The sequence below is a fragment of the Bacillus sp. FSL K6-0268 genome (genome assembly GCF_038005425.1).
Taxonomy (GTDB): Bacteria; Bacillota; Bacilli; order Bacillales; family Bacillaceae_G; genus Bacillus_A; species Bacillus_A thuringiensis_S.
Genome location: NZ_JBBOTF010000001.1, coordinates 3,999,584 through 4,021,539, shown reverse-complemented (window position 1 = coordinate 4,021,539; position 21,956 = coordinate 3,999,584). Strand labels below are relative to the sequence as shown.

The following is a 21,956-nucleotide window of genomic DNA, read 5'->3' as shown; positions in this document are numbered from 1 at the left end:
ATGTTTCTATTTCATATAGATTCTTTCTCTTATCGGAGTGTGTTCTTTTTCATGTTTTCGAACAGGAAACATGTATTTGGCATGCTTTTTTGTTTAACTAAGCTGAGTAGTTACGATTTTTATTAATATAGTACCCCATAAAAATGCGCGTGATATCAGATTCCATCAACCGAATAAATTGTTTAGTAATCGAAACATAATTCGAATCATGGGACGTTCGAAGCGTCGTTCCTGTTATTTCTCCACCTCGAATCAAATTTCCATTCAACACTCCCGTTGTAATAAAATCCGCCACAATTCTTCCATCACTTGTAATCGCAATCTCATACGGTCCGTTTACCCCAGTTGAGGAATACCCAAATCCGTTTATGTTCCACTGCCACACCTTCGCAGCTGTCATTTCATTCTTGGTATCCATGATAAGTACGCGATCTGGATAGACACGAACATTCCCACCAAATCCCGAATGAATTAATTTTGTTGCATTTTCCTTCGCTGCATCCAGTAAAGAACCTGGCATATTGGACACATCTTGTTGCACTTGATCTACTTTACTAGACAGGTCGGTAAACGATTCTTTGAAATTACCAATGGTTACGTGGATATATTCTTTTTTGATGGGGTCATATTTATAAGAAATGACTTTTGCCTGAATATCCATACCATCTTCCTCATGTTTCACCGTAACAGTATCCCCCATCCAAACACGCTGCAAGATTTTATATTCTTTATACTCCTCTGTTTGAGATAATTCTTGGAAAGCAACCTGATAGGTTGCTTTCGGTTGATCTACTTTTTGCACATCAAACATATCTTTTGCAGCTTGCCGCAATCGTTTATATGCTTCTTCCAACGGAACGGCATCTTCGTCCTTTGCGTTGTCACCAATCGCTGCTTTTATATGATGAAATTCAATCACTCGTATTCTTGGATGCGGATACTTATGAATGAGTGGACTATCTACATATTTTTCTGGTAATAACAATCCATCAAACCCTTGCGGCATAATTCTGGTCGTAGGGCTTTTCCAATCCACACTTCCTTCATACCCTAACAAATCTTTTTTATGCCTAATTACAACTCCACGGTTTGTTCCTCGGCTTCTGAGCATCTTTACATCAAAATTATCTCGTTTTAATTCGCCACCCCAACGATTAACAAATGAATTATCTTGGCTCGTATCCAACATTGCTTCAACAGGATTCTTTCGAACAATACGTGCGGTGGATATATTGGTTATATCTGAATAAAAAGTAAAAGGATGCTTATATTGACAGCCTGATGACAACCGAGCCATAGCTCCACTACCATTTGTAGGCTGAATAAATATATCTTCAATCAAGTTTTCCGTTAAATCATAAAAAATATGGTAACAAACTACTTGTATTTCTCCCATACTAACTTTCGGTGTTACGACTCGGAATAGTTGATTTCCATCAGGAGTAGGCACTTTTATCAGGCTCATTCCGTCAATTTTTGTTCCATAGGGAGCAAATAAAGGGTAATGAAACGCAAACACAAATAAACCATTGAGTTCTTCCTCAACAGTTGCGTTATAAATATGTTTATCTAAAGCCCCTATACCATTGTGTGTAAAATCAGTCTCATTTGGTTTATATAAAGTAATCATTTATATCTCCACCTAGGTCGAATTTCCATAAATTGAATTGCTCCTGACCACTCTATTTTATTTTCTCCCATGTTGAATATAGGGAACTGCCCCATCATTTTATGATTCATTGATATGGTATCGGTATATGCTTCAAGTATTTCTGAGTCTATGACAACAGAACCATTCACATCTTTTATTTGAAAAGAGACGTCATTGATTGTTATACGGAAAGTACCATTTCCCAAAATCCAAAACTTAGGATCAGATTCAATTGTACCTGGATTATAAATTACACCAGGTTTGGTGAGCTTTAGATTTACATCCTCTGTATATTCAAAGGGATCTAGTGTGAAATCCACCTCAAATTCACCATGCTCCTCAATTTCCGTTGTGATGTCTCCCATTTCAACATGCTTAATCTTCCGATGTACATCGTCATCTGTGAAAAAAAATGTTTTCCCTTGTAATAACCAAGGTTTTGCACGTCTTATGAAAGGTTTAATATTTTCCCTTTCCAACATATTAAATTTCACCTTAAAAGGGACATTTTCATATGCCCCTTTCTTTGTAAGTGAACCATGTCGTCCTGGTATTTCTATATGTTCTACCTTTTGTTTTGCGGTTGGAATCACTGGACGACCTACTAAACCTAATCCGTAACTGCTTGCTAATTCATTATCGATTCCTATATCCAACAATTAAGTCGTCCTCCCTATTCCTATTTTTGAATTACGCACTTTTTGAGCAAGTGCATCATCTATTTTTCCGACCATACGGTCGATATCACGATCATCCCTCACTGAAGGATTATAAATATGAATTACAGTTGGTTCAGTAGACATCGTTGCTGCAATCCCTTCACCAATCGCACCTAATGTCTTTTTATTCAACGGTAAAACTGCTTCATTTCCAGCCTCGCCTGCACCTTGTAACTGACCATTACTCATACCGAAGATTGTAGGTCTAGTAAAAATACCGCCTTTTGCACGCCATTGTACACCAATGCCAGATGGATACGTAATGTCTTTCCCTAAAATGTTTTTCGTGCTAGTTTCTAAACTAAAATGCGGCATTTTAGGCATTTCCGGTTTCGGAATCTTTAATTTCAAATCACTGAAAAATCCTTTGATTTTATCAATGAATCCCTTCACTTTCTCCACCGCATCTTTAATCGGGGCAATGATAAACCTCTTTGCTGCATCAAACTTTTTTTGAGCTACATTTTTTACTGAATCAAACTTTTCCCGTGCTGTATTGTACATATCATTGAACTTCTCTTTTGCAGAATTATAAGCTGAAATAACTGGATCAATAATATATTTATAAACTAAATTCCATGCTGTAAGTGTATAAGATTGGATTTTGGCCCAATTACCTAGTATCCAATTCGCTAAATCATTCAATTTTTCTTTCGTTGTATTCCACAATTCCTGAACAGGCTGAATAACATATTGTTTTACTAGATTCCACGCTGCGGAAGTATATGCTTTCACTGTCTCCCACTGTGAACTTAACCAAGAAATCAAATCACTGAATTTTTCTTTTGTTGTACTCCAAGCTTCTTGGACTGGCTGAACGATATATTGCTTAAATAATCCCCACGCAACTTGCGCCACAGCTTTTGCAATTTCCCATTGTGTGCCTAACCAAGCAACCAATTCACCAATTTGTTTACTTACCCAATCATACGATTCCTGAATCGGCTGTATAATATATTGAGATATGGCCGCCCATGCAATTTGTGCTCCAGCTTGTATGAATAACCATCCTGCCTCAAGAACCGTAGAAATCAAAGAAATAATTGGATCTAAAACCGTAACAATGGTATTCCAAGTTTCTTGCCAAGATTGCACGAGTGTCCCCCATAATGCAGAAGCTGTTTCAACAATACCCGTCCACAATCCACTAAAAAATTCACCCAAAGGAGACAATATACTATTTGCTAATTCAATGAATGAAGACCACGAGTCTGAAAAATAATCAGTAATACCTGTCCAAATTTCCGATGTTGTATCAGAAATTCCAGTCCATAAATCAGTAAAAAATTGACCGACAGGTTCAAAGAACTCATTTGCCATATTTAAAAAATCTGACCAGGCTCCAGAAAAATAATCAACTGTGGAAGACCAACCATCACTACATGCCTGAAGTATACCTGCCCACAATTCGCCAAACCACTCTTTAAATTGTGACCATTTTTCAGAAAGCCAATCCGTTATGGCACCCCAGTTTTTTATTAACATGATAATACCAGTTATCACTAAGGAAACTGCTGCAATGGTAGCTATTACAGGTAAAAACGCCAGATTCAACGCACCAAATGAAACAGCGAGAGCTGCTACAATTGGAGTTAGAATAATAAACGCCGCACTCAATGCACCCATCACGATTAAAAGCGTTTGATCGACTTCCGACAATTTACTAAACCAATCCATTACAGCTTTAACTCCATCAACAATTGGAGGTAAAATATCTTTAGCTAATTCTGCAAATTTCTTTCCAAGTGGTTCTAACGCAGCCTGTGTTTCTCTTAATGCTTTTTGAAATTGCTGCCCCAAAGATTCTTCCTGAAGTTTCTTCATTTCATCCATACGTCCAGTTACATCGCCAAGACCACCATGTACATTATTTAGACTCAGTACAGCTTCAGCGCCCATGTCTTCCCATTTCACACCAAATAAAGCAACACCAATCTGGTTTGCCTTTACTTTATCATCCATTTTACGTAAATCACCTAATACAGCATTGAATACATCAGCTGCAGTTCCCTTACCTTCATTGAATGACTTCCATACTTTTTGTGTCTCTTCAGATAAATCACCGAATCCTTCTGATACACCTTTCGAACCATCTTGTACACGGATACCAAATTCCTTTACCAGGTCATTAATATAGTCTAAGTTATACGAACCGCTTTTTGTTCCATTTGCTAAAATCGTAAACATTTCTTGAGCACTAAAACCACCTTGCTTGAATAAAGGCGCATATTCAGATAAATTATCAAATAATTCATCCGAATAATTTAAACCTTCTTGAGCACCGGCAGCAAGTAAGTCAAAGGTTTCTTGTGTAGATAAACCAAATTGGCTCATTAATTGTCCTGCACCGCGTGTCGCTTCGTTTAAATCCACATCATAAACTTTAGCTAGCGTTAAAACGTTTTCTGATGCACCTTGTAATTCTTCATGTGGAACATCTCTCATGTTTTGATAGACCTTTATAAGCGCATTGTCTACCTCTTCAAGATTTTCACCAAAACCTTTTTTCCAAGTATCAACAGCAATCTTTTGAAGATTTTCGGCACCTTTTCCGGTCAACCCTAATGAAGCTTGAATTTTCCTCTGCGATCCATCAAACTCTATTGCTGTATTTACAATCGACTTTCCCATTTCAATCAATTTTTCGGATATTCCTTGTAGAACTTCAGCGGCTTCCATTAAATTGTTCATATCAAGTTTCTTATTGATTTCCGCCATTCCATCCGCCGCTTGTGAACCACTTCGCCCAACACTCTGTAATGAGTTTTCAAATTGCTTTACTGTCGTTTTTGCTTGGTTTAATTTAGCTTCAAGTTGCTGCACCTCTGTAGAATTCTCACCATACGCACGTTTTGCTGTGCTTAATTGTTGTTCTAAATTGTGGACGACTTTATCCGTCATTTCTGTTTGCTGACGTAGTTGTTTCTGTGCTAATTCCAACTTATCCGCTTCACTAGCGTTTGCTCCTAATTCAGCATTCTGAAGTTTAAAAGAGCTTGTTAGCTTTTTTTGTTCTGCTTCAAGTTTCTTAGAATTCTCTTGCAAATCCAGTAAAGTTCCACGTGCTTCCCTGGCTTCAATTGCTTGCTCGGAAAGACCTTCATTCACTCGTTTCATTGCATTATCAAGAGAAGTTTCAGCACGTTCTGCATCAAGCAACTTCCCGTACATTTTATTGAGTTGTTCGGCGGTTGTACTTGTGTCCTTGGACATCGCTTGATATTCAGCACGTAACATAGCTGTACGTTTCTTGGCTGCTTCCATTTGAATTTCAAGCTTCTTCTTTTCAGCAAGAAGTTTATCAGTCATCGTCGCATCTTGGCCCATTGCTGCAATATGATTTTTATATTCTTTCGCTGCATTATTCATAACCATATTGATTTGTTTCAATGTATTTGCATACTGAACTTGGCCATCCATTTTAAAATTAAGAACAACGTTTCTTTCTTTACTATTCCCAGGCATTTTCTCACCTGTTATGAAGTGACCTTTGTCAATAGTTTTTCACCCATAATATTTTTCTTGATGGCATACAAAAGCTTCAGAAATAAGATCTATCGACAGTTAACCACTCTGTTATTCGTGGATTGGTTACCTCAGGTTAATGGTTCGTCGTTAGGCTCTTATAATCTCACTGCGTGGATCACACCTTTTCAAATTCTAATAAATAGCTTGTTTATCAGAATTTCAGCCATGCCAGAAGAGGTGAGTCATAGATAGCCAGACCTGTAATTCACTATCTCTGAAGCTCATCTATGCCATCAATTGATACCTTTGATTTCTAACTATGAATCAATCAACTTCATATCCTTCCCTCTTTATTTTCGGTGAATTTTACCTGTTTCTAATCCCCATATAAAACACCCCAGTTCTCTTGCGATAGCTGTAACGGCAACATTTCTAGGCTTCCCTTGATATATCATGCGATAATATTTTCTTTGTAACCTTTCTACAGCCTGATCCGCATAAGCAATCACTTCGCTTCGTTGCCCTTTTTGTCTTGCTTTCACTCGCTTCGATTTTAATCCGATTGCTCCTTTTACCAACGCATTTGCACATTCTACAAGAGTAGACCTAACGGTCGAATTTCCTTGTTTTGTAATCGAACGTCGACTGATTTTCTCTCCACTTGAGCTTTCGCTTGGCGTCAATCCTACATAAGCCATAAATGCTTTAGCCGTGGGAAAACGAGTGAAGTCTGCAATTTCCACATGAACAGTCATTGCCGATGTTGTATCTATACCTTTTAAGCATCTTAACTTTGCGATTGGTTCTTCGTACCTTTCACGATGAGATAATTCTTCTAATCTCAAACTGAACCGCTCAATTTTATCGACTAGAACATCATACTGTAATAGGTATTCGCCTAACGTTTCTTTGAATAATCCTTGTAGATCAAGATTCTTTAACCATTTCATATAAGCGATTGTCCAGCTTGATTTCCCTTCATACACATAGCCATGTCTTAAAAGGAATGCTTTTATCTGTTGTTTTATTTTTTTCAAAGATGTTTTAAAATCACCTAACATGCGGATATACTCTTTCACGGCAACATCCTCTTCTTCTGGAACATATACTTCTTTATAGGTGCCATTTGCTAAATTAAGAGCAATCATTTTGGCATCGAATTTATCATTTTTCACCATTTTGTTTTTTGATGAACTGTACATTGTTGTGGGAGCTAAAATATCACAATCAATTCCATTTTGTTCAAGAAGATTATGAAGTGAATACCCTAAACAACCAGCCTCATATCCAGCTTTAATTTTTATATCTTCACCATATTTTGTTTTCAGTTTCTCAACGAATTTTTTTACGAGAGATACATTTGAAGCACATCGTGCTTCTCTTACAATTTCCCCAGTTGTTCCGTGTAGTGCACATAAGCTAAAACTTTCCTTGTGGACATCCATCCCAATATATATTATATTTTCCATAGTGGCCTCCTATTATCATAGGGTATAACCCCATTCATAATGTTTTCATTCATTATTATGGGTTAAAATCCCTGACTTGATAATCTAGGAGGTCACTTCATATTATCTCATTTCTTATAGGAATGGTGTTTGATCTAGCGTGTAAATTTGTTTCGGTTTCTGCTCATGTAATGCATCTGGATTGTTGTATCTGAGATGCATAATGAACTGTTTTAGAAAATGTGCCGGTGTAATTTTCCAAAAGTCATCCATACTTAAACCAAGCAATGTATTACCGACATAAAAATAAAAATCCCAGTCCAATTCGGACTGAGATTCCTCGTTTTTAGTCAGTATGTTTTTTACTTTTTTTCTTGCTTCAGCTTCTCCATATCAGAAGTTTGGAAAGTTTGGCCACTGAAAATTTCGTATACAACGATGAAGATATCAGGTAAATCATTCATAGGAATGGCACCTTTCAATTCAGCTACTGTACATTCCGTACCACCACTACGTACCATCGCATAAATTAATGCACGCATCAATTTCGCTTCATTTTCTCCCAGGCTAAATTGACCTTTTCCTAACATATCATTCATTTCTTTTTCAAATTCATGATAGGGTGTTCCATACGCCTCTTCCACATAAGGAAAAGATTCAAAAGTAAAAACAACAGGGATTGTAACACCCTGTATTTTAATACTATTTCTAGTTATATTAACGTTAACTAAATCACTTAAACGTGCCATACTATCACTCCTTATTTCCCTGGCGTCGATGTTCCACCAAGTTGTGTTAATTGAGATTCATCACAAATGACTTGTTTTAAGAAATCTTCAGCTTTAATTCCTTTTGCCTCTGGATCACCAGTATCTAATTCAGCTTGTGTTACGTCATTACATAACAATGGATCTGCTGTAATTGTGTAAGCAATGTCATCCACAGTCATTTCATCACCTTGTGTTTTCCAAGATTCTTCTACTGGAGCAACCGTACATTTTGGATACCAACGTACTATTTTTGTTCCATCATTTAAAGGAAATACAACACCTACTGCGAACTTTGGGTACGCCTTCGCCTTCGCTGTTTCAAAAGACACGCCCTTTTTACGTGTTTTGGCAAAGATTTTATCTTTTACTTCTCGATTTAGACCAGCAAGATTAAAAGCTAATCCAAACGCTGTATTTTTGACAATGTTAATAATTTTTTTGTTAGATGCCCACTTTGTAAAATTAGTAGAAGTAGTGGAAATCGTTAAATCAGAAATGTTCGTTTGTCTATAAACGATATCCTCATAAGTTGGTAGTGCACTAGAAGTTTCATTTCCCTTCATCAAGCACAAATATAAATCTTCGATCCCTACCGAATATTGAATTTCTTTATTTTCAACTGTCATGTATATCATCCTCACATTCTATCTATTATTTTTTGTGCCATAATATCAGCAATTTTGTCACCTTCTGCATCAAAGGTATTCTGAACAAAATGTTTCCCTTTCACACGGCCCTTACCATTTGCTTTTTTATGACCATGTTCAACTAAGTACCAATACCAAGCTTCATCTTTAAATTCCACAGATACACGATCATCTTTCACAACAACCTTTAAGCTATCTCTTAAATGTGTTCGCTTATTTTTACTGGATGCTTTGATTTTTGGTTTTAATTTACTAGCAAAATACTTCGCTGCTTCATCTAATACATCCAGTTCGACCTTTTTATTCACTCGTAATAGCGTATTAATATCTTCTAAAGCTTCAGCAAAGCCATTGTTATTTGAAGCCATCACTGGATACACCTCACATACGTTATAAACTGCGTGATAGTGTCATCATTCTCGTCATAACCCATTCCATCAAACTGAGAATAAGACACGCCTGCTTCGTTAAAAACATCCTTTAACGGAGCGTAATCTTTTTCAGTTCCGTTTGTAATAACTGCAATTTGATAAAGTGGCATATCTTTTAGAACCTTATTAGAAGCTCTTTTCTGTTGTTCATTCACAAACTCATACACAATATAAGGATACTTCGCCGTTGTAGGAGCTTCATCACGATATACAGGAAGGCCCGATTGCTTCATAAGCGTTCGTAATTGCTCAAAATTAATTTGCATAGGACAATGACACCTCCATCAATCGGTCTTCTTCACGCACATAAATACGCTCAATATCATAAATACGGCCACCAACTTTTACACGATAATCCTTTTGGTTATTTTCAATATCACGATCAATACGGACTTCAATTTTCTTTACAATTTCATTCGTATCTTTCGTTGTAAATTTATCAGTTGCTGTAACACCAATATTGTTATACCGCATGTTCCGTTCGAATGGATATCCCATCACAACTCGATCCGTTTCTGGATCGATCGTTTCTCCCAATTTCAGTAGTTCTCCTATCCATTTGAGTTTATTGCTCTGTCTCTTCGGCATCATACACCTCCTGAATAAAGAACGGTGTCAGCGCATCCAGTGCTTGTTCTAATTCTTTTTCTGCCACACGATATTCATAAAAAATACCTGCGCACATAATGACCAGGTATTCAACTTCTTTTCCACATGCTTTTTTTACATATCGCTGACCTTGTTGTATATAAAAAGAGAGCATAGAATCATCCATGCCCTGTTCCCAATGAATATGCGCTTTTAATGTATCGATTAGATTATTCATATGAAGTACCCATACTAGCTATTTATCGTAATGGGATTTGTTTTATCGTCTGTGCCAATCCATGTTCCACCTGTAATTTTCCCAGCAGTATCAACCGTTACAGAAATAGATTTCACACCCACACCATTGGCGCCGTTTGTTCCAGTTTTTCCGTCAACGCCTTTCACACCAGCTGCCCCTGTTTCTCCCTTGTCCCCTTTATCGCCTTTGGACCCTTGCCCCCCTGCTACATCAATTAAATCTGCAAAATCTTGTTGCGTTGGCTTATATCCCGTCACAAATAATGCTTTGACTGCTTCTTTTGTTTTTCCCATCCTGGCATCCCTCCTATGAAAGTATCAAACTCTTCCCAATCACCGCTTCTCCAATTGGAAGCGGTTCATCAGGGTTTCGTCTGCGTCCCATCCTGCAAGATATATTTATAAACTGGCACTTCAAATGGGGAATGAATGAGTTGTGCATCAAGTAAGTTCCAAATACGGAAACCGACACGGTTTGTACGTGAGAATAACTCCACTAATTTTTGGACTTCGAGTGACCCAATGACATCTTGAATGTAGAATTTAGAAAAGTCACCGAAATAGAATACTGGTGTATCTGGTGAATCAGGAATGTCAATTGCATCTTCTTCCTCAACAGGGAAGCCTAATAATGTATAACCAATTCCACCTTCCGCTTGATTAAACGGACGAAGTAATGGGAAACCGTCATCTGTTTTCATTGTTTCAATTTTTGTTAATGCTGCTGTATTTAATACCCATCGTGCTTTTTTACGTACTTCTTTCACAGGTGTATTTTTCATTTTCACTAATGCATCATAAAGATTCTTTTCATCCGTTTTAAATTCAACAGCTTTCTTTGCTAATGCACCATCATTGATGTTATTCGCTTCATCACCATTCACCATATATTGCGTTTCCTTACGAACATAAGCTTTTTTCAGCTCGTCCATGACAATTTGTTCAATTGGTAAACCTGTACGCGCTAATAACTTTTTCGTTACAGTTGCAAGTGCATCAAATTCCGTTGGTGATAATTCGATTTCATCAAACTCGATATCTGTTTCTGGAATTTCATTATTTGTTCGCTCATTTTTATGACCTTGTGCTTCTGCCTTTCTAACTAAAACAGGATACTTAATATTTTCTTTTGTTTTTACTCCTGTTCCTAATCGGCGTAAGAAGTTTTCTTCTTGTGCATACGTAATAATTTCTTTACTTAAGAAATCTGGAATCGTAACAGAACCATTACCAGTAACTAACCCTAATGAACGTGCTTCTCTCTCATCAATATTACCAACAATATAATTAGCGAAAGCTGAACGAGTTTCCGTTTCTTTGTTTTTAGTAGATCTATGACCTTTAGTAGAAAGACCTGTGCCAATAGCTGCCATGATTTCAGAACGTTGCTCTTCTGACAGGTCAGTTTTTGCATCCGGATTTTCTTTTGCTGCTGGATCTTCTTTTTTCTCTGGGTCCTCATCCTTCTTTTTGTCTAGATCTTCTTCTTTTTCTTCCTCTTCTAATTTCGCAATTTCATCAGCAAGAGTTTTCGCTTCTTCTGTTAATGCTTCTACTTCAGCCTTGACCGCTGCTAATTCTTCTGAACGAACTTCACCTTTCTCTACTTTCCCTTGCAATTCTGCTAATCGAGCTTTATTTCGTGCTTGAGATGCTTTTAAGATTTCTTTTAAGTTCATGTTACTTTTCCCCCAGGACTTTTTTTATTTGTTTAATAATGTTATTTCTTTCTTCTGTATCCTCTTCCACAACCGTTTTTACAGCAGCTTCTTCAATTCTCATTTCAATCATGGCTGTATTTTCGCCCCTGGTTTCAATGGAAGTCGCAACATAGGCTGGTGTCATATCTAAAATAGAAACTTCTAAGAGTTCTAATTCTTCAATAGATCGTTTTTGAACACCAGATTCGCCTTCTTCCCATGAATCTTTTTCAGAAACAAAACCAAATGACCAACCACGTAATTCTTTATTCTTGGCCTTTTGAATCACTTGTTCATCTGTAACTGTAGCGATGGCTCTTAAACCAATAGTGTCTTCATACAACTCCAGATTTCCGTTTTCAATAGAGCCAAGCTTTCTAGTTTTATTGTGGTTAAAAAGCAAGTCCACATTCTTCGCTTTCTCTAACGCTTTTTCAAACGCCTTAGGGACAATTCTTTCTTTAAAATACCCCCTCGGAGAAGGCAACATCCGACTTTCTCTATCCACAACATTTACATAACCATCAAGTATGACTTGATTCCCTCGGACCTCAATTTTCATCGTTTTCACATCCTTTCCTTTCTAAAAATTGAAGCAATATACTCGGAGAACCAATGGCTAATTTCTCTTTTGAATAAACCCGTAGATTAACAATTTTATAAAACAAATAGGGAGGCTTCTCTTGTTCTACTGAACACATCAAAATACCATTTCCAGTCCTACAATTTCCAACTACCACATCGAACATGGTAGGACTTTTCTTATGAATTCTAATATCCATGTCTCCACAACTAACATGAATTGTATCTCCCTTCACGTTTCGTCACCTCCCCCCAATGAACTATCCGTTTCTTTTTTCTTACCGATTTCAGTTATATCATTTGAAATATAAATAGATTGTGATTCCTTTGTATTTTGTTTAGGAAATCCAAGCATATCGGCAACATTATCAGGTGAAGTAATAGCTGTACGCACAAGGTTATAACCGATATTTGTCTTGTTGCTATAAGTAACAAAATCAAGAATATTGATCTTAAACTTAATTCGTTTCCCCGAATTTTGACCATAAAAAAGAAGACTCAAATGGTCTTCAAAATTTTTCATTATTGGTCTAACTGCCTTGTTATGGATATACATCATTGCTTTCTCAATATCTTCTTTGATTAGCTCTGTGTATGTATCCACATTTATGCCTAAATACTTACCTAAATCTTTTTTATATACATTTAAGTATGCTAGGGTCTTTTCGTCGTCTAACGGGCTTTTAAGTGTGTCTATTGCATACCCTTTTCCAAGAGGAATCATTTTTACAGACCTTGCTTCATCGATTGATTCCAGTTGATCTAAAATTGCATTGATTAATTTTGACTGCGCTCCATTCTGTGGATTGATATGGGCATCTAAATGTAACAAGAATGCTAATAGTCCACCCTTTTTATATTTGTCAGTTAAAGTTTTCTCAGCTGACATAACGCCCTCAAGTGTATCTCTTCCCAAATCAAGAAGGCCTTTTCCTCTTAAATGATCTGCGCCAATATTTTTCACATGACGAATCATAAACGGAGGAATTTCGTGACCACCAATATTAAAATGCTCTACTAAATTATCATCTAACTCTGTAAAAACATTGGAAGCTACATGTATTTGAGCACCATTTAATACAGGGAACGTTTCTCCCTCGAGTAAATAAGTATTCGTCATTAATTTAATGAATTCTGATTGTGTTAGATAGTTGTTGGGATTCCTTAAGATTTGAAGGGCAATATCATCCTTGATTTCATTCCCAAATCCATCTTCCACAACGATATCAGCCAATACCATTTGATTACTGATGTCTTGTAACAACTCGTAAACATCGCTAGATTGTAAGATGTTTGAATCTGTTACATACACACCACCATAACGAATACTCTTTCCTAAAACATCATCAAGATAACCACGCTTTTCAGCCTTTTTAAATAAGTAATTTGAAAACCCATCCCTTAAACCCAATTTTTCACCGCCTCTCTATCGATAAATATCACCAATCAATTCATCCATACCTTCCTCTGTTATGCTATCCATAACCATCATCGTTTCTTTATGAGCAACTAAAAAAGCAACAAATCCATCAATCTTCTTTTTGGACTGCCTTTTACTCGGTGCTTTCATTCCATTGATATTTGTCACAACTACAACGTTAAGAGCGCAATAAACAAACAAAGGATTGTCGGTAATTAAACGCTTTTCATAAATTAGTATCTCTGAATCATCGAGCATTGCATTCATAACGTTCGGATACTGATTTACTGCAATACATTCTAAACCGAGATTTTCGAGCTTCTCTATTAACTTTTGAGACATCGCTGGGTCATAGTTTATTTGTTGCACATCGTATAAATTCATGCATTCCACGATATATTCCATAACTTGATCTTGGTCAATCATCTTCCCATCACAAAAAGTAGCAAAACCACGTTCAACCATATCTGTGTATGGAACATTATCCTCTTTTTCTTTAAAATCAATATTCTCATTAGGAAGGAAATACATCTGTTTTACTTTTATAATTGACCTTCCTTCCTCATCATGTGAAGGGAAATTTAAACTTACGCATGTTAAATCTGTTGTTTTCGATAAGTCCAATCCTAAATAACAAATTTCGCCTGTAAGATCACCCAAATTTTCAACAAGAACATGTTGTACTTGATCATGTTCAAAATAATTATCCGCACCATTTACGAAAACATTTAAGTGTTTTGAAAGGAACTCAGCTTTTGAATGTGCGGACTGCTTCGCTTTTTTGAATTCAATCTCAAGTTGTTCCATCGTAACGGAAACACCAATATTCGGGTTAACCATTTCCCAAACTTTACGATTTTCCCAATCATAATTTTTATTAGGTTCCCAGATTGCAACAAATAAGGAATCATCATCATCACTTTCAAGAACAAGTTTCGCATATTTATAAACACGCATACCAACAGATGACGCCCCCTTACCAGCTGTTGAAATATTAAGCATTATTGGTTGTTCACGAGAAATCTGCGCTGACTTCAAGTTATCATACATGTCCATATTTTCCTGTGCATGAAGCTCGTCATTTAACACAAAATAAGGGTTCTTTCCTTCAAGACCCTTCGTGTTTTTCGTTAATACTTTGAATTTATTTTGATATGCAATTCCATTGATGCTATATCGATACATAGCACCACTAACTGTTCCATTCACACCTTTATAAATTTGTGTATGCCGTGCCAGAGGTTCGGAGTTTTCTATCGCTTGTGCAATTGGTTCAGCTGCATTTTGCGCTTGTTCATAATCTGATGCCGCACAATAACAATCCGCTCCAAGTTCAAGTTCTCCATACATAGCATAGAGCAATGCACCTGCTGCGATAATTGTTTTTCCGTTCTTCTTTGGTACTTGAACATATGATTCACGAATAACACGGACTGTTTTTCCTTTTTCGTTTTTATGATACCAACCATACATATTCGCAAAAACAAACATTTCCCAAAGCTCTAATTCCATCAATTGACCTGCAAGTGGTCCTTTAACATGACGGATAAACGATTGAACGAAGTCTAACATTTCATTCGCTCGATCTACATCAAACCAAATATCTTTACGATTTTTCCACTTCTTATAACGTTCTACAGCAAGAACGATCGACTTCGGGTACTTCTTTTTATTACGCATGACGTTATTCGCATACTTATCAGCATAGTTAACGCCTAGTGTAATAATCATTGGGTTTTCCGCCATTTATTCCGATGAGCTGCTAATTCGTCTTTAGGCTCATTAGATTGAATATTCCCTGCATTTTTAGGTGTCTTTTGTACACTTTTCCCCTTATTCGTCATTCCTAGAGCTTCTAACATTTTATTCTTCTTATCATTCCAAGTTTCAACTTGTTGAGCGAGCGGATGTTTCATTTCATTTACTGCACCAGCCTTGTTTTTATGCGTTTTTGTAGGAGCAAAACCATCGGCTTTCCATTCTTCAAACATCGTTTTATAAATGATAAAAGCATCTAAATAATTATCAATTAATGGTTCTAAGGAAGGTGTGAAATTGTCATCTTCAGTCAATAATTTTATGATTCGATTTCGTTCTTCATCCCTTGCAACATCTAACATTTCCAACTTTTTCTTCTTTGACATTCGAGCCATTTTCACACCCCCCTTCATTTTTTAAAAATGGTGCAACTATTGATATGCCCCCCAAGCTACCTATCCTCCCCAGAGAGGAATTTTTAACTTTTGATAGGGGGGCTTCCGAAATAACTCGGGAAAACTTTTTTTGGTTTATCTTCATTTTCTTCGATTGTATGACAAACTGGACAAAGTAATCTTAGGTTATTCTCTTCTAATTTAAGAGTTGGATCTTCTTTGATTGGTATTACGTGATGAACATGAGCACGCCTACCAAAGACGAACCTTCCACATCGTTGACAGCAGCCATTCTCTCTTTCGTAAACTTGAGACCTGACAAGTTTCCATGCATCCGTACGATAGAATGGTTTGTTCTCATGATGGTAGATGTTCTTCTTATCCTTCTTCTTCCTCGGCTTGTTACGCTTATGCTCTTCACAATAGCGTCCTTTGCTTATCTTGTGATGGCAGCCATTGAAGTCACAGTATTTCATGATAGTAAGTCAATGATGTCTTTTTTCTTTTTAACATCATCTGGAATCTCAATACCTAGCTCATCAGCATACTCACATAACTCCTTTATTGCCTTGTTATGTAAGATAAGCTCTGTACCTGCTTCACCAATTACCAACTTATCTTTAGTCAAATAGCCTCCTGTTGTAAATCCTTTATCAGCGATTATACTCTCAGGATTAACTGTTACTTCAAATCCTGGTTCTTCACCAGTTGGCACAAATGAGCTTCGCTTTTCAGCTGTATCCCAGTATTCTGTACCTACTATTGTCTTTCTTGTCTCTACTATCATTCAGATTCATCCTTTCATTTTATCGTTATCAAAGGACATATTTAAAATTATCGTATGCAATTCATTATGTTATAGTATTCCTACTCTTTATCAATTCACTTTTAAAAATAAAAAGACAAACTTGATATATATCAAGTTTGTCTTTCTTAATTAAATAATTAATCCATTTAAAATACCTAAAATTATAAGGATTAAATATTTAAAATAACTCATGCTTAGTAGATTAGCATACTTATTTCGAAAGAGATATTTTATCCCTTCTATTCCACCTACAATAATAAAACTAGGTATTATTACATCTACTAAAAAATCAACTTTTGAATTAGTAATCCATGTTGGCATAACTATAAAAATACAAATAAAAATAATATCTACTACAATATTAAAATTAAAATCTTTACTACTATTTTTAATTTCAATATCATCTTTATAAGTTGTAATTGTATTTTTAAAGTATACTAATCCAGATATCAAAATACATATCCCAAATAAAACATTAATTCCAATAAGTATCAATTCCATTATAAAGCCCTACTTACATGCAGCCCAAACACCTGTAGCACCAGTTAATTCTCCAGCTAATCCTACAAGAGCTTGTCCACCTACACGCATTCTTTCTTCCCAAGTAGATGCTTGCACAAGAAGTTTTGCAGCTTCTCCAAAACCACCTAATGCATTAATATATTTTTTAATTTTAAGCAATTTAGAAACAGCAATTAAATTCCCACCTACAAAAGCGGCTAAAGCACCAGAACATTTACCTATTTTAATCCAATCAGGATCAGCAATCACTGGGAATGCAGTGTTCTCATCAAAATCAACCACTTGAATCAATTTATTTCCATCGACTTTATACTGTGTAGAAACTGATTTTCCATTTGTATCTTTCGCCCAAGCAGGCATAAAAACACTTTGAATTATATTTTCTCCATCAACTATAAATACTTCACCTGTATCATATTCTTCGCCTAAATATTCCGCAGCTGTAACTAGTTTACCACCATTTGGGATATCAATAACAAACTCGTATTCTTTTGGTGCAGTTTGATTTTTAATTTTAATTAATGATCGAACACCATCTTTAGTCGTTTGTACAGCTAAATCAGCTGGTTGCTTTTCATCTTGATAAACAAGAGTCCCATTATTTGTTTGAATAACTTCACTCGAATTTAAGTCTGGAAGAGAAATATGTAAAGATTCCGCTCTATCCTTAATAGTAATAGGGTTTGAGTTTAATGTAGTCGGAATTTCCACTGTACTTAATTCATTCTTAATAACTTTTTTCTCTTTAGAATCTATTTTAAAATCATTTAAAATATCATCAACCCCTGTGTTTTTTTCAATCATTAAAGCTGTCGAGTTCGCTTCTTTTTGTGCATTTTTACTTTCAGCATGAATTGAAGGTGTCATTATAGATATACTCATAGCACCTACAATTAACCCACTTAAAAATTTTTTAGATAAAATGTTCATAAAATCCTCCTAATAAGATACAAATTTTTATACCTTAATAAACTTATATCTTATTAAACAATTAAACAAGTCTGGTAATACAAAAAAATTCCTAATATAATAAAGATGAAACATCTGTTTCATTAACAAAATTAAACAAATATTTAATAAAATTAATAATTATTTTTTCAAAATTAAAGTAGCCCTTCGGCTAATACTTCCTAAATCATACGAAGAATGCGAAGTATAAGAAGATGAATGGCTGTCACTGTCATAGCTTCCATACGTTACATTTGATGTCATTGTATGATGAAACCACATATTATTTGTTGTACAATCTTTATTTCTTTTTACAGGCTCTTGCTTCACTTCCTTATTCTGTTCTTTCTTTTGAAAAATAAAATGTTCCTCCGCCTCCTCCACATTTTAAGAATTCTTTTAATATAAGGTATTTGTCCTATCACTAACATTATTAAATTTTCATATGATGCTTTAGAATAATATCATTTCATTAGGAGGACAAAAATTTGAATTTTAAACGAATGTTTACAGCTTTAGCATGTAGCACACTCTTATTACTACCTTTCACTTCTATTCCTACACATGCACAAGAAGTGGATACACATCAACACTCCATATCTAGCAAACTACCAGTTATAGGTGAGCCTTTGCCAAAGGTTAATCCCGCAAAAATCACAACTCCTCTAAATCCCTTCTCATCCTCAGACATCGAGATTTCTAATTTTCTGCTTCATGCTTTAGCTCCAACTCGTACGGTTACAATTTTAATTGCAGCTGATGAAGAATACCGTGCTGCTCATCCTGACTGGAAAACAATTACTGCACAAATGGTAGAAAAAGCAGATAATAGCTTTTGGGCAGAGCATAACATTAACTTTATTGTAAAAGGCTACGCGAATTGGAAATCTGACGGTGCAAATAGTAGTGCCATTTTAGCTGATTTAAATGCTGAATGGAAAAATAATACACAATATGACTTTGTCATTGGATTTACTAGGGATAGTAAATTTACAGCTGGTGGCATTGCTTATGTCTATTCTTCAGCGCCCCAAAGCGGTATTAGCGTTGTGCTTGATCAAGGGACAACCTCTACTCCATATGCGATTCAGCATGAATGGTCTCACAATTACGGATTATCACATGATGCTTCTGGTAGTGGTATTAAATGTATGATGAACTATGACTACGCTTACTCTGTGAATTATTGGGATGCTTCACACGATGCTTTAATTGAAAGCCACCGTAATTGGTACGGTTCTTAACTAAAGAACACTTGCAAAGGGTATGAAACATACTCTTTGCTACATAAAAGCAAAAAAGCATCTCAAAGGATGCTCTTTCTTTTCAACGGCTACATTCAATCTTGTACCATCGAAAGCTGGTTTCGGATTTTACGTACCATCACTATGGATCGTCTAGACAAAATAATAAAAATTTGTATGAGGTGTGTTTTCCGCCACTTCCCACCATACAAATATAACACGTTTCTTCCAAAACAACCGACACTTTTCCTGCCAAAAAGTGGTCACGACTCTGCCACTATTTATCCACTTATTTCAAACGTTTTAATTTCATTTGTTAATTCTACTGAAGCTCCTAAAAATGTTTGTTCCAAATTCATGATTTTCTTTTGAATTAGCCATTCTGGATATGCCAGTTGCTCAAGTATCATTCTATAATAATCTGGGTTTAATCTTAATGTGTTAGGGTTTCCTCTCTGTTGCATTTGAAATTGAACCAATGCTTGTAACAGTTCTTCACACGCCATTCGCTTCACCTCTCTTTTATTATATATAACTTGTATACGCAAGAGGACAAGTTTATGTGTTTCAATTACCCATATCTTATATTGTGTGTCATTCACTGCAACCTTAGAACCCTTGTTATCTATGATGTTATCAAACTTTCATTTTCCAATGCGACAGTCCGAAAGTTATGGTTCATTACTAAAAAACACAAAAGAAAAAACAATGATTAGATTTTAAATCTGCTCATTGCTTTATCCATTGCATCTTGATTGACTCCTATATACCGTAGCGTGACTTTCTCTGATGAATGATTGAATATCTCCATCAATAAAGCAATATTCTTCGTTTGCAAGTACATATGATATCCATAGGTTTTGCGTAATGTATGGGTACCGATTTCATCCAATCCAAACTCTGCCGCAGTACGTTTTAATATTTTATATGCCATACTACGACCAATTGGTCGATTCTTTCCTTTTCTACTCTGTAGTACATATTCCGCCTCTTCTCTTCCTTCATTGAACCATTTCAACTCTCTTTTTAAAGACGATGTGATTTGAATCCGTTTTTGCTTCCCCGTCTTTATTTCACGCATGGAAATATGACTCCCTTGTACATCTCCCACTTTCAATTTCAAAATATCGCTTATGCGTAGCCCTGTATTAATCCCTATAACAAACAACATATAGTTTCGTTCATTCTTTTCTTTTAAATATTCTTTGATTTGTTGGATTTGCTCTGGATCACGTATGGGCTGGACAAAATTCATGATTCATTCCCTCCAGTTTTTTCAGTTTCATAAACTTCTAATCTAAGAGCAAAAGACAGTTTATAAAACGCTCTCGCTTTCACACGTCGATACGTACGTTCACTCATGCCAATTTCGTTATACACCATATAATCGCATACATCTTCGTCTTCTAAATATCGTTTCACTATAATGTCCCGCTGATTTTTTCCAGCTGTACTGTTTCCGAATCGACTCAATGCTTGTTCCACTCGAAATGCCATTTTCTCTAACCATTCTTCACGTTTGCTTTGTTGGATATTAGCGATTGCTACATCCTCTAACGGTTTGCCAACTGTATGTGTAGGACCATGCTCTCTCACTTTATAAGAAGGCGTGACTTTCATTTCCTTACGTATCATTCCAAATTGCTTATATATACGTACACTTTCCAAAATTCCCTCTACATTCTCTTGTGTTGCTGCTCGATCTATTTTTGGTAAAAAAGATAATTGCTCCGTCATTCCAGACCACTCCTTTTTCTTCTTTATTACTTTTGTCTTAACGCTCCACGTCTACGCTCATAACGTGGTCCATGCACCCCCATTAAATCCTCAATTTCACGAGTGCTAAAATTCTCTTTTGATTTTTTCTTTTTTATTTGTTTTTCCCATTCACGTAATAGATCCCTTCGCGCTTTCATTCTTTCCATCTCCCTTACAAAATAAGAAAAAGGGCACCCTTTCCTAAAACAGTTTGATTGCTGTTCTAAAAATCGGTGTCCTCCAGTTTTCTAGCCGGACTATATGTATTTCATCATGCTCAGCTATATAAAAAGATTTCTCCAAGCTTTCTCTAGTCTGTCTTTTTCTTCTTTTTGCATAGCCTTTGTACGACGAGCGATTGCCTTTTTTAATTTCTTTTTCTTCATCTTAGCCAAACCCTTCACTCCTTCTCTTTCAACACCCTTACTATCCATGTTCGGATGTTTTAATTCATTTAATACCCATTACATTTAAAAATAATTGAATTGCGCATGGCACCCATCCGTTCCTACTTACAAACGAATTATTTTATAAAAATTATTTAATCAGGACCTCTAGACTCATTCCTCATATACAAAACTAACTTATTCTTCAAAAGCAGGTGAACAACATGCCCTCTATCTTTGGAAATGTAGTCTTTCAAACAAGCAATGGTTCATTTCATTCGGGTAATTTTTATAACGTTTTTCCCAAAGAAAATAGAAAAGGTTATCATGATTCTGGTGCATCTCATGCAGCCTTCATTGTCAATACCTTTAATGGTGTTTGTTGTAAACCAAGACCAGGTTGGAACAACTTCATTGCCTCACTCTGAATACAAATCAATATTCTGTTCATGCTA

At 35.9% G+C, this 21,956-nt stretch carries 29 protein-coding genes and 1 pseudogene; 2 read left to right on the top strand and 28 right to left on the bottom strand.

Features of this window, described 5'->3' with window-relative positions:
* Positions 1-121 precede the first annotated feature (121 nt).
* The 23 genes and pseudogenes from MHI28_RS20720 to MHI28_RS20610 form a co-directional block, all read right to left on the bottom strand.
* Positions 122-1,630 (bottom strand): annotated as a pseudogene (locus tag MHI28_RS20720) (phage tail spike protein); the annotation flags it as partial.
* The gene (locus MHI28_RS20715) at positions 1,627-2,310 is read right to left on the bottom strand and encodes a phage tail domain-containing protein (RefSeq protein WP_197228920.1); all 684 of its coding nucleotides are present in this window, start codon (positions 2,308-2,310) and stop codon (positions 1,627-1,629) included. The gene MHI28_RS20715 and the pseudogene MHI28_RS20720, both read right to left, overlap by 4 nt.
* Positions 2,311-5,835, bottom strand: coding sequence for a phage tail tape measure protein (locus MHI28_RS20710; RefSeq protein WP_340828263.1), 3,525 nt, complete (start codon positions 5,833-5,835; stop codon positions 2,311-2,313). It abuts the gene before it with no gap.
* 353 nt (positions 5,836-6,188) lie between these two features.
* A complete protein-coding gene (locus tag MHI28_RS20705) occupies positions 6,189-7,307 on the bottom strand; it encodes an IS110 family transposase (RefSeq protein WP_277548338.1) in 1,119 nt (372 codons plus the stop codon).
* A gap of 114 nt (positions 7,308-7,421) precedes the next feature.
* Complete coding sequence (locus MHI28_RS20700; RefSeq protein WP_006927278.1) at positions 7,422-7,610, bottom strand: hypothetical protein; 189 nt, start codon at positions 7,608-7,610, stop codon at positions 7,422-7,424.
* Positions 7,611-7,648: 38 nt separating this feature from the next.
* Positions 7,649-8,035 carry a hypothetical protein gene (locus MHI28_RS20695; protein WP_088029327.1) on the bottom strand — a complete coding sequence of 129 codons (387 nt, stop codon included), beginning with the start codon at positions 8,033-8,035 and terminating at the stop codon, positions 7,649-7,651.
* Between the two features lie 11 nt (positions 8,036-8,046).
* Positions 8,047-8,682: a major tail protein gene (locus MHI28_RS20690; protein ID WP_340828262.1), complete on the bottom strand. Its 636-nt coding sequence runs from the start codon at positions 8,680-8,682 to the stop codon at positions 8,047-8,049.
* An 11-nt stretch (positions 8,683-8,693) separates the two neighbouring features.
* Positions 8,694-9,071, bottom strand: coding sequence for an HK97-gp10 family putative phage morphogenesis protein (locus tag MHI28_RS20685; protein ID WP_000157916.1), 378 nt, complete (start codon positions 9,069-9,071; stop codon positions 8,694-8,696).
* Positions 9,071-9,400 (bottom strand): hypothetical protein, encoded by a 330-nt coding sequence (locus MHI28_RS20680; protein WP_197228924.1) that lies wholly within the window; start codon positions 9,398-9,400, stop codon positions 9,071-9,073. Before MHI28_RS20680 ends, MHI28_RS20685 begins: the two co-directional genes overlap by 1 nt.
* Positions 9,390-9,722: a hypothetical protein gene (locus tag MHI28_RS20675; protein ID WP_065485725.1), complete on the bottom strand. Its 333-nt coding sequence runs from the start codon at positions 9,720-9,722 to the stop codon at positions 9,390-9,392. The genes MHI28_RS20680 and MHI28_RS20675 overlap by 11 nt, the downstream gene beginning before the upstream one ends.
* Positions 9,700-9,960, bottom strand: coding sequence for a head-tail connector protein (locus MHI28_RS20670; protein WP_065485727.1), 261 nt, complete (start codon positions 9,958-9,960; stop codon positions 9,700-9,702). Before MHI28_RS20670 ends, MHI28_RS20675 begins: the two co-directional genes overlap by 23 nt.
* 14 nt (positions 9,961-9,974) lie before the next feature.
* A complete protein-coding gene (locus MHI28_RS20665) occupies positions 9,975-10,274 on the bottom strand; it encodes a collagen-like protein (RefSeq protein ID WP_100909771.1) in 300 nt (99 codons plus the stop codon).
* 68 nt (positions 10,275-10,342) lie between these two features.
* Positions 10,343-11,659, bottom strand: a complete 1,317-nt coding sequence (locus MHI28_RS20660; protein WP_100909770.1) for a phage major capsid protein — start codon at positions 11,657-11,659, stop codon at positions 10,343-10,345.
* Between the two features lies 1 nt (position 11,660).
* Positions 11,661-12,242, bottom strand: a complete 582-nt coding sequence (locus MHI28_RS20655) for an HK97 family phage prohead protease (RefSeq protein WP_197228928.1) — start codon at positions 12,240-12,242, stop codon at positions 11,661-11,663.
* Entirely contained in the window at positions 12,232-12,498 is a 267-nt protein-coding gene (locus tag MHI28_RS20650) for a hypothetical protein (protein ID WP_100909768.1), read from the bottom strand. Before MHI28_RS20650 ends, MHI28_RS20655 begins: the two co-directional genes overlap by 11 nt.
* On the bottom strand, positions 12,495-13,673 hold the full coding sequence (locus tag MHI28_RS20645) for a phage portal protein (RefSeq protein ID WP_340828261.1): 1,179 nt from the start codon (positions 13,671-13,673) through the stop codon (positions 12,495-12,497). The genes MHI28_RS20650 and MHI28_RS20645 overlap by 4 nt, the downstream gene beginning before the upstream one ends.
* A gap of 15 nt (positions 13,674-13,688) precedes the next feature.
* Positions 13,689-15,413: a terminase TerL endonuclease subunit gene (locus tag MHI28_RS20640; RefSeq protein WP_197228664.1), complete on the bottom strand. Its 1,725-nt coding sequence runs from the start codon at positions 15,411-15,413 to the stop codon at positions 13,689-13,691.
* Positions 15,410-15,835, bottom strand: coding sequence for a P27 family phage terminase small subunit (locus MHI28_RS20635; protein WP_000113448.1), 426 nt, complete (start codon positions 15,833-15,835; stop codon positions 15,410-15,412). The genes MHI28_RS20640 and MHI28_RS20635 overlap by 4 nt, the downstream gene beginning before the upstream one ends.
* Before the next feature lie 83 nt (positions 15,836-15,918).
* On the bottom strand, positions 15,919-16,311 hold the full coding sequence (locus tag MHI28_RS20630) for an HNH endonuclease (protein ID WP_197228662.1): 393 nt from the start codon (positions 16,309-16,311) through the stop codon (positions 15,919-15,921).
* Positions 16,308-16,622: a hypothetical protein gene (locus tag MHI28_RS20625; RefSeq protein WP_197228660.1), complete on the bottom strand. Its 315-nt coding sequence runs from the start codon at positions 16,620-16,622 to the stop codon at positions 16,308-16,310. Before MHI28_RS20625 ends, MHI28_RS20630 begins: the two co-directional genes overlap by 4 nt.
* A gap of 150 nt (positions 16,623-16,772) precedes the next feature.
* Positions 16,773-17,144: a hypothetical protein gene (locus MHI28_RS20620; RefSeq protein WP_069354809.1), complete on the bottom strand. Its 372-nt coding sequence runs from the start codon at positions 17,142-17,144 to the stop codon at positions 16,773-16,775.
* A gap of 9 nt (positions 17,145-17,153) precedes the next feature.
* Positions 17,154-18,095: a hypothetical protein gene (locus MHI28_RS20615; protein WP_197228658.1), complete on the bottom strand. Its 942-nt coding sequence runs from the start codon at positions 18,093-18,095 to the stop codon at positions 17,154-17,156.
* A gap of 159 nt (positions 18,096-18,254) precedes the next feature.
* Complete coding sequence (locus MHI28_RS20610; RefSeq protein WP_206704873.1) at positions 18,255-18,497, bottom strand: hypothetical protein; 243 nt, start codon at positions 18,495-18,497, stop codon at positions 18,255-18,257.
* Between the two features lie 104 nt (positions 18,498-18,601).
* Between MHI28_RS20610 and MHI28_RS20605 the strand changes: the two genes are divergently transcribed.
* Positions 18,602-19,357 carry a zinc-dependent metalloprotease gene (locus MHI28_RS20605; protein WP_127064182.1) on the top strand — a complete coding sequence of 252 codons (756 nt, stop codon included), beginning with the start codon at positions 18,602-18,604 and terminating at the stop codon, positions 19,355-19,357.
* Between the two features lie 281 nt (positions 19,358-19,638).
* Here MHI28_RS20605 and MHI28_RS20600 read toward each other — a convergent pair whose 3' ends face one another.
* The 5 genes from MHI28_RS20600 to MHI28_RS20580 all read right to left on the bottom strand — a co-directional run bounded on the left by MHI28_RS20600 (position 19,639) and on the right by MHI28_RS20580 (position 21,510).
* Positions 19,639-19,863 (bottom strand): hypothetical protein, encoded by a 225-nt coding sequence (locus MHI28_RS20600; RefSeq protein WP_069354806.1) that lies wholly within the window; start codon positions 19,861-19,863, stop codon positions 19,639-19,641.
* Positions 19,864-20,069: 206 nt separating this feature from the next.
* Positions 20,070-20,612: a site-specific integrase gene (locus MHI28_RS20595; protein ID WP_098147294.1), complete on the bottom strand. Its 543-nt coding sequence runs from the start codon at positions 20,610-20,612 to the stop codon at positions 20,070-20,072.
* Positions 20,609-21,094, bottom strand: a complete 486-nt coding sequence (locus MHI28_RS20590) for an ArpU family phage packaging/lysis transcriptional regulator (RefSeq protein WP_087986595.1) — start codon at positions 21,092-21,094, stop codon at positions 20,609-20,611. Before MHI28_RS20590 ends, MHI28_RS20595 begins: the two co-directional genes overlap by 4 nt.
* A gap of 26 nt (positions 21,095-21,120) precedes the next feature.
* A complete protein-coding gene (locus MHI28_RS20585; protein WP_078188177.1) occupies positions 21,121-21,273 on the bottom strand; it encodes a hypothetical protein in 153 nt (50 codons plus the stop codon).
* A 123-nt stretch (positions 21,274-21,396) separates the two neighbouring features.
* Positions 21,397-21,510: a DUF3983 domain-containing protein gene (locus MHI28_RS20580; RefSeq protein WP_127064183.1), complete on the bottom strand. Its 114-nt coding sequence runs from the start codon at positions 21,508-21,510 to the stop codon at positions 21,397-21,399.
* Positions 21,511-21,725: 215 nt separating this feature from the next.
* Here MHI28_RS20580 and MHI28_RS20575 point away from each other — a divergent pair, with 215 nt between their 5' ends.
* Positions 21,726-21,929 carry a spore germination protein gene (locus MHI28_RS20575; protein WP_127064184.1) on the top strand — a complete coding sequence of 68 codons (204 nt, stop codon included), beginning with the start codon at positions 21,726-21,728 and terminating at the stop codon, positions 21,927-21,929.
* Positions 21,930-21,956: the final 27 nt, after the last annotated feature.

What these genes read in the sequence shown, in the direction of transcription:
- MHI28_RS20615 (WP_197228658.1), bottom strand. Translation starts at nt 18,095, where the DNA reads ATGAACATTTTATCTAAAAAATTTTTAAGTGGGTTAATTGTAGGTGCT.
- MHI28_RS20640 (WP_197228664.1), bottom strand. Translation starts at nt 15,413, where the DNA reads ATGATTATTACACTAGGCGTTAACTATGCTGATAAGTATGCGAATAAC.
- MHI28_RS20680 (WP_197228924.1), bottom strand. Translation starts at nt 9,400, where the DNA reads ATGCAAATTAATTTTGAGCAATTACGAACGCTTATGAAGCAATCGGGC.
- MHI28_RS20665 (WP_100909771.1), bottom strand. Translation starts at nt 10,274, where the DNA reads ATGGGAAAAACAAAAGAAGCAGTCAAAGCATTATTTGTGACGGGATAT.
- MHI28_RS20590 (WP_087986595.1), bottom strand. Translation starts at nt 21,094, where the DNA reads ATGACGGAGCAATTATCTTTTTTACCAAAAATAGATCGAGCAGCAACA.
- MHI28_RS20675 (WP_065485725.1), bottom strand. Translation starts at nt 9,722, where the DNA reads ATGCCGAAGAGACAGAGCAATAAACTCAAATGGATAGGAGAACTACTG.
- MHI28_RS20595 (WP_098147294.1), bottom strand. Translation starts at nt 20,612, where the DNA reads ATGAATTTTGTCCAGCCCATACGTGATCCAGAGCAAATCCAACAAATC.
- MHI28_RS20620 (WP_069354809.1), bottom strand. Translation starts at nt 17,144, where the DNA reads ATGGAATTGATACTTATTGGAATTAATGTTTTATTTGGGATATGTATT.
- MHI28_RS20660 (WP_100909770.1), bottom strand. Translation starts at nt 11,659, where the DNA reads ATGAACTTAAAAGAAATCTTAAAAGCATCTCAAGCACGAAATAAAGCT.
- MHI28_RS20710 (WP_340828263.1), bottom strand. Translation starts at nt 5,835, where the DNA reads ATGCCTGGGAATAGTAAAGAAAGAAACGTTGTTCTTAATTTTAAAATG.
- MHI28_RS20655 (WP_197228928.1), bottom strand. Translation starts at nt 12,242, where the DNA reads ATGAAAATTGAGGTCCGAGGGAATCAAGTCATACTTGATGGTTATGTA.
- MHI28_RS20695 (WP_088029327.1), bottom strand. Translation starts at nt 8,035, where the DNA reads ATGGCACGTTTAAGTGATTTAGTTAACGTTAATATAACTAGAAATAGT.
- MHI28_RS20630 (WP_197228662.1), bottom strand. Translation starts at nt 16,311, where the DNA reads ATGAAATACTGTGACTTCAATGGCTGCCATCACAAGATAAGCAAAGGA.
- MHI28_RS20600 (WP_069354806.1), bottom strand. Translation starts at nt 19,863, where the DNA reads ATGGCGTGTGAAGAACTGTTACAAGCATTGGTTCAATTTCAAATGCAA.
- MHI28_RS20705 (WP_277548338.1), bottom strand. Translation starts at nt 7,307, where the DNA reads ATGGAAAATATAATATATATTGGGATGGATGTCCACAAGGAAAGTTTT.
- MHI28_RS20670 (WP_065485727.1), bottom strand. Translation starts at nt 9,960, where the DNA reads ATGAATAATCTAATCGATACATTAAAAGCGCATATTCATTGGGAACAG.
- MHI28_RS20625 (WP_197228660.1), bottom strand. Translation starts at nt 16,622, where the DNA reads ATGATAGTAGAGACAAGAAAGACAATAGTAGGTACAGAATACTGGGAT.
- MHI28_RS20585 (WP_078188177.1), bottom strand. Translation starts at nt 21,273, where the DNA reads ATGAAAGCGCGAAGGGATCTATTACGTGAATGGGAAAAACAAATAAAA.
- MHI28_RS20685 (WP_000157916.1), bottom strand. Translation starts at nt 9,071, where the DNA reads ATGGCTTCAAATAACAATGGCTTTGCTGAAGCTTTAGAAGATATTAAT.
- MHI28_RS20635 (WP_000113448.1), bottom strand. Translation starts at nt 15,835, where the DNA reads ATGGCTCGAATGTCAAAGAAGAAAAAGTTGGAAATGTTAGATGTTGCA.
- MHI28_RS20575 (WP_127064184.1), top strand. Translation starts at nt 21,726, where the DNA reads ATGCCCTCTATCTTTGGAAATGTAGTCTTTCAAACAAGCAATGGTTCA.
- MHI28_RS20690 (WP_340828262.1), bottom strand. Translation starts at nt 8,682, where the DNA reads ATGACAGTTGAAAATAAAGAAATTCAATATTCGGTAGGGATCGAAGAT.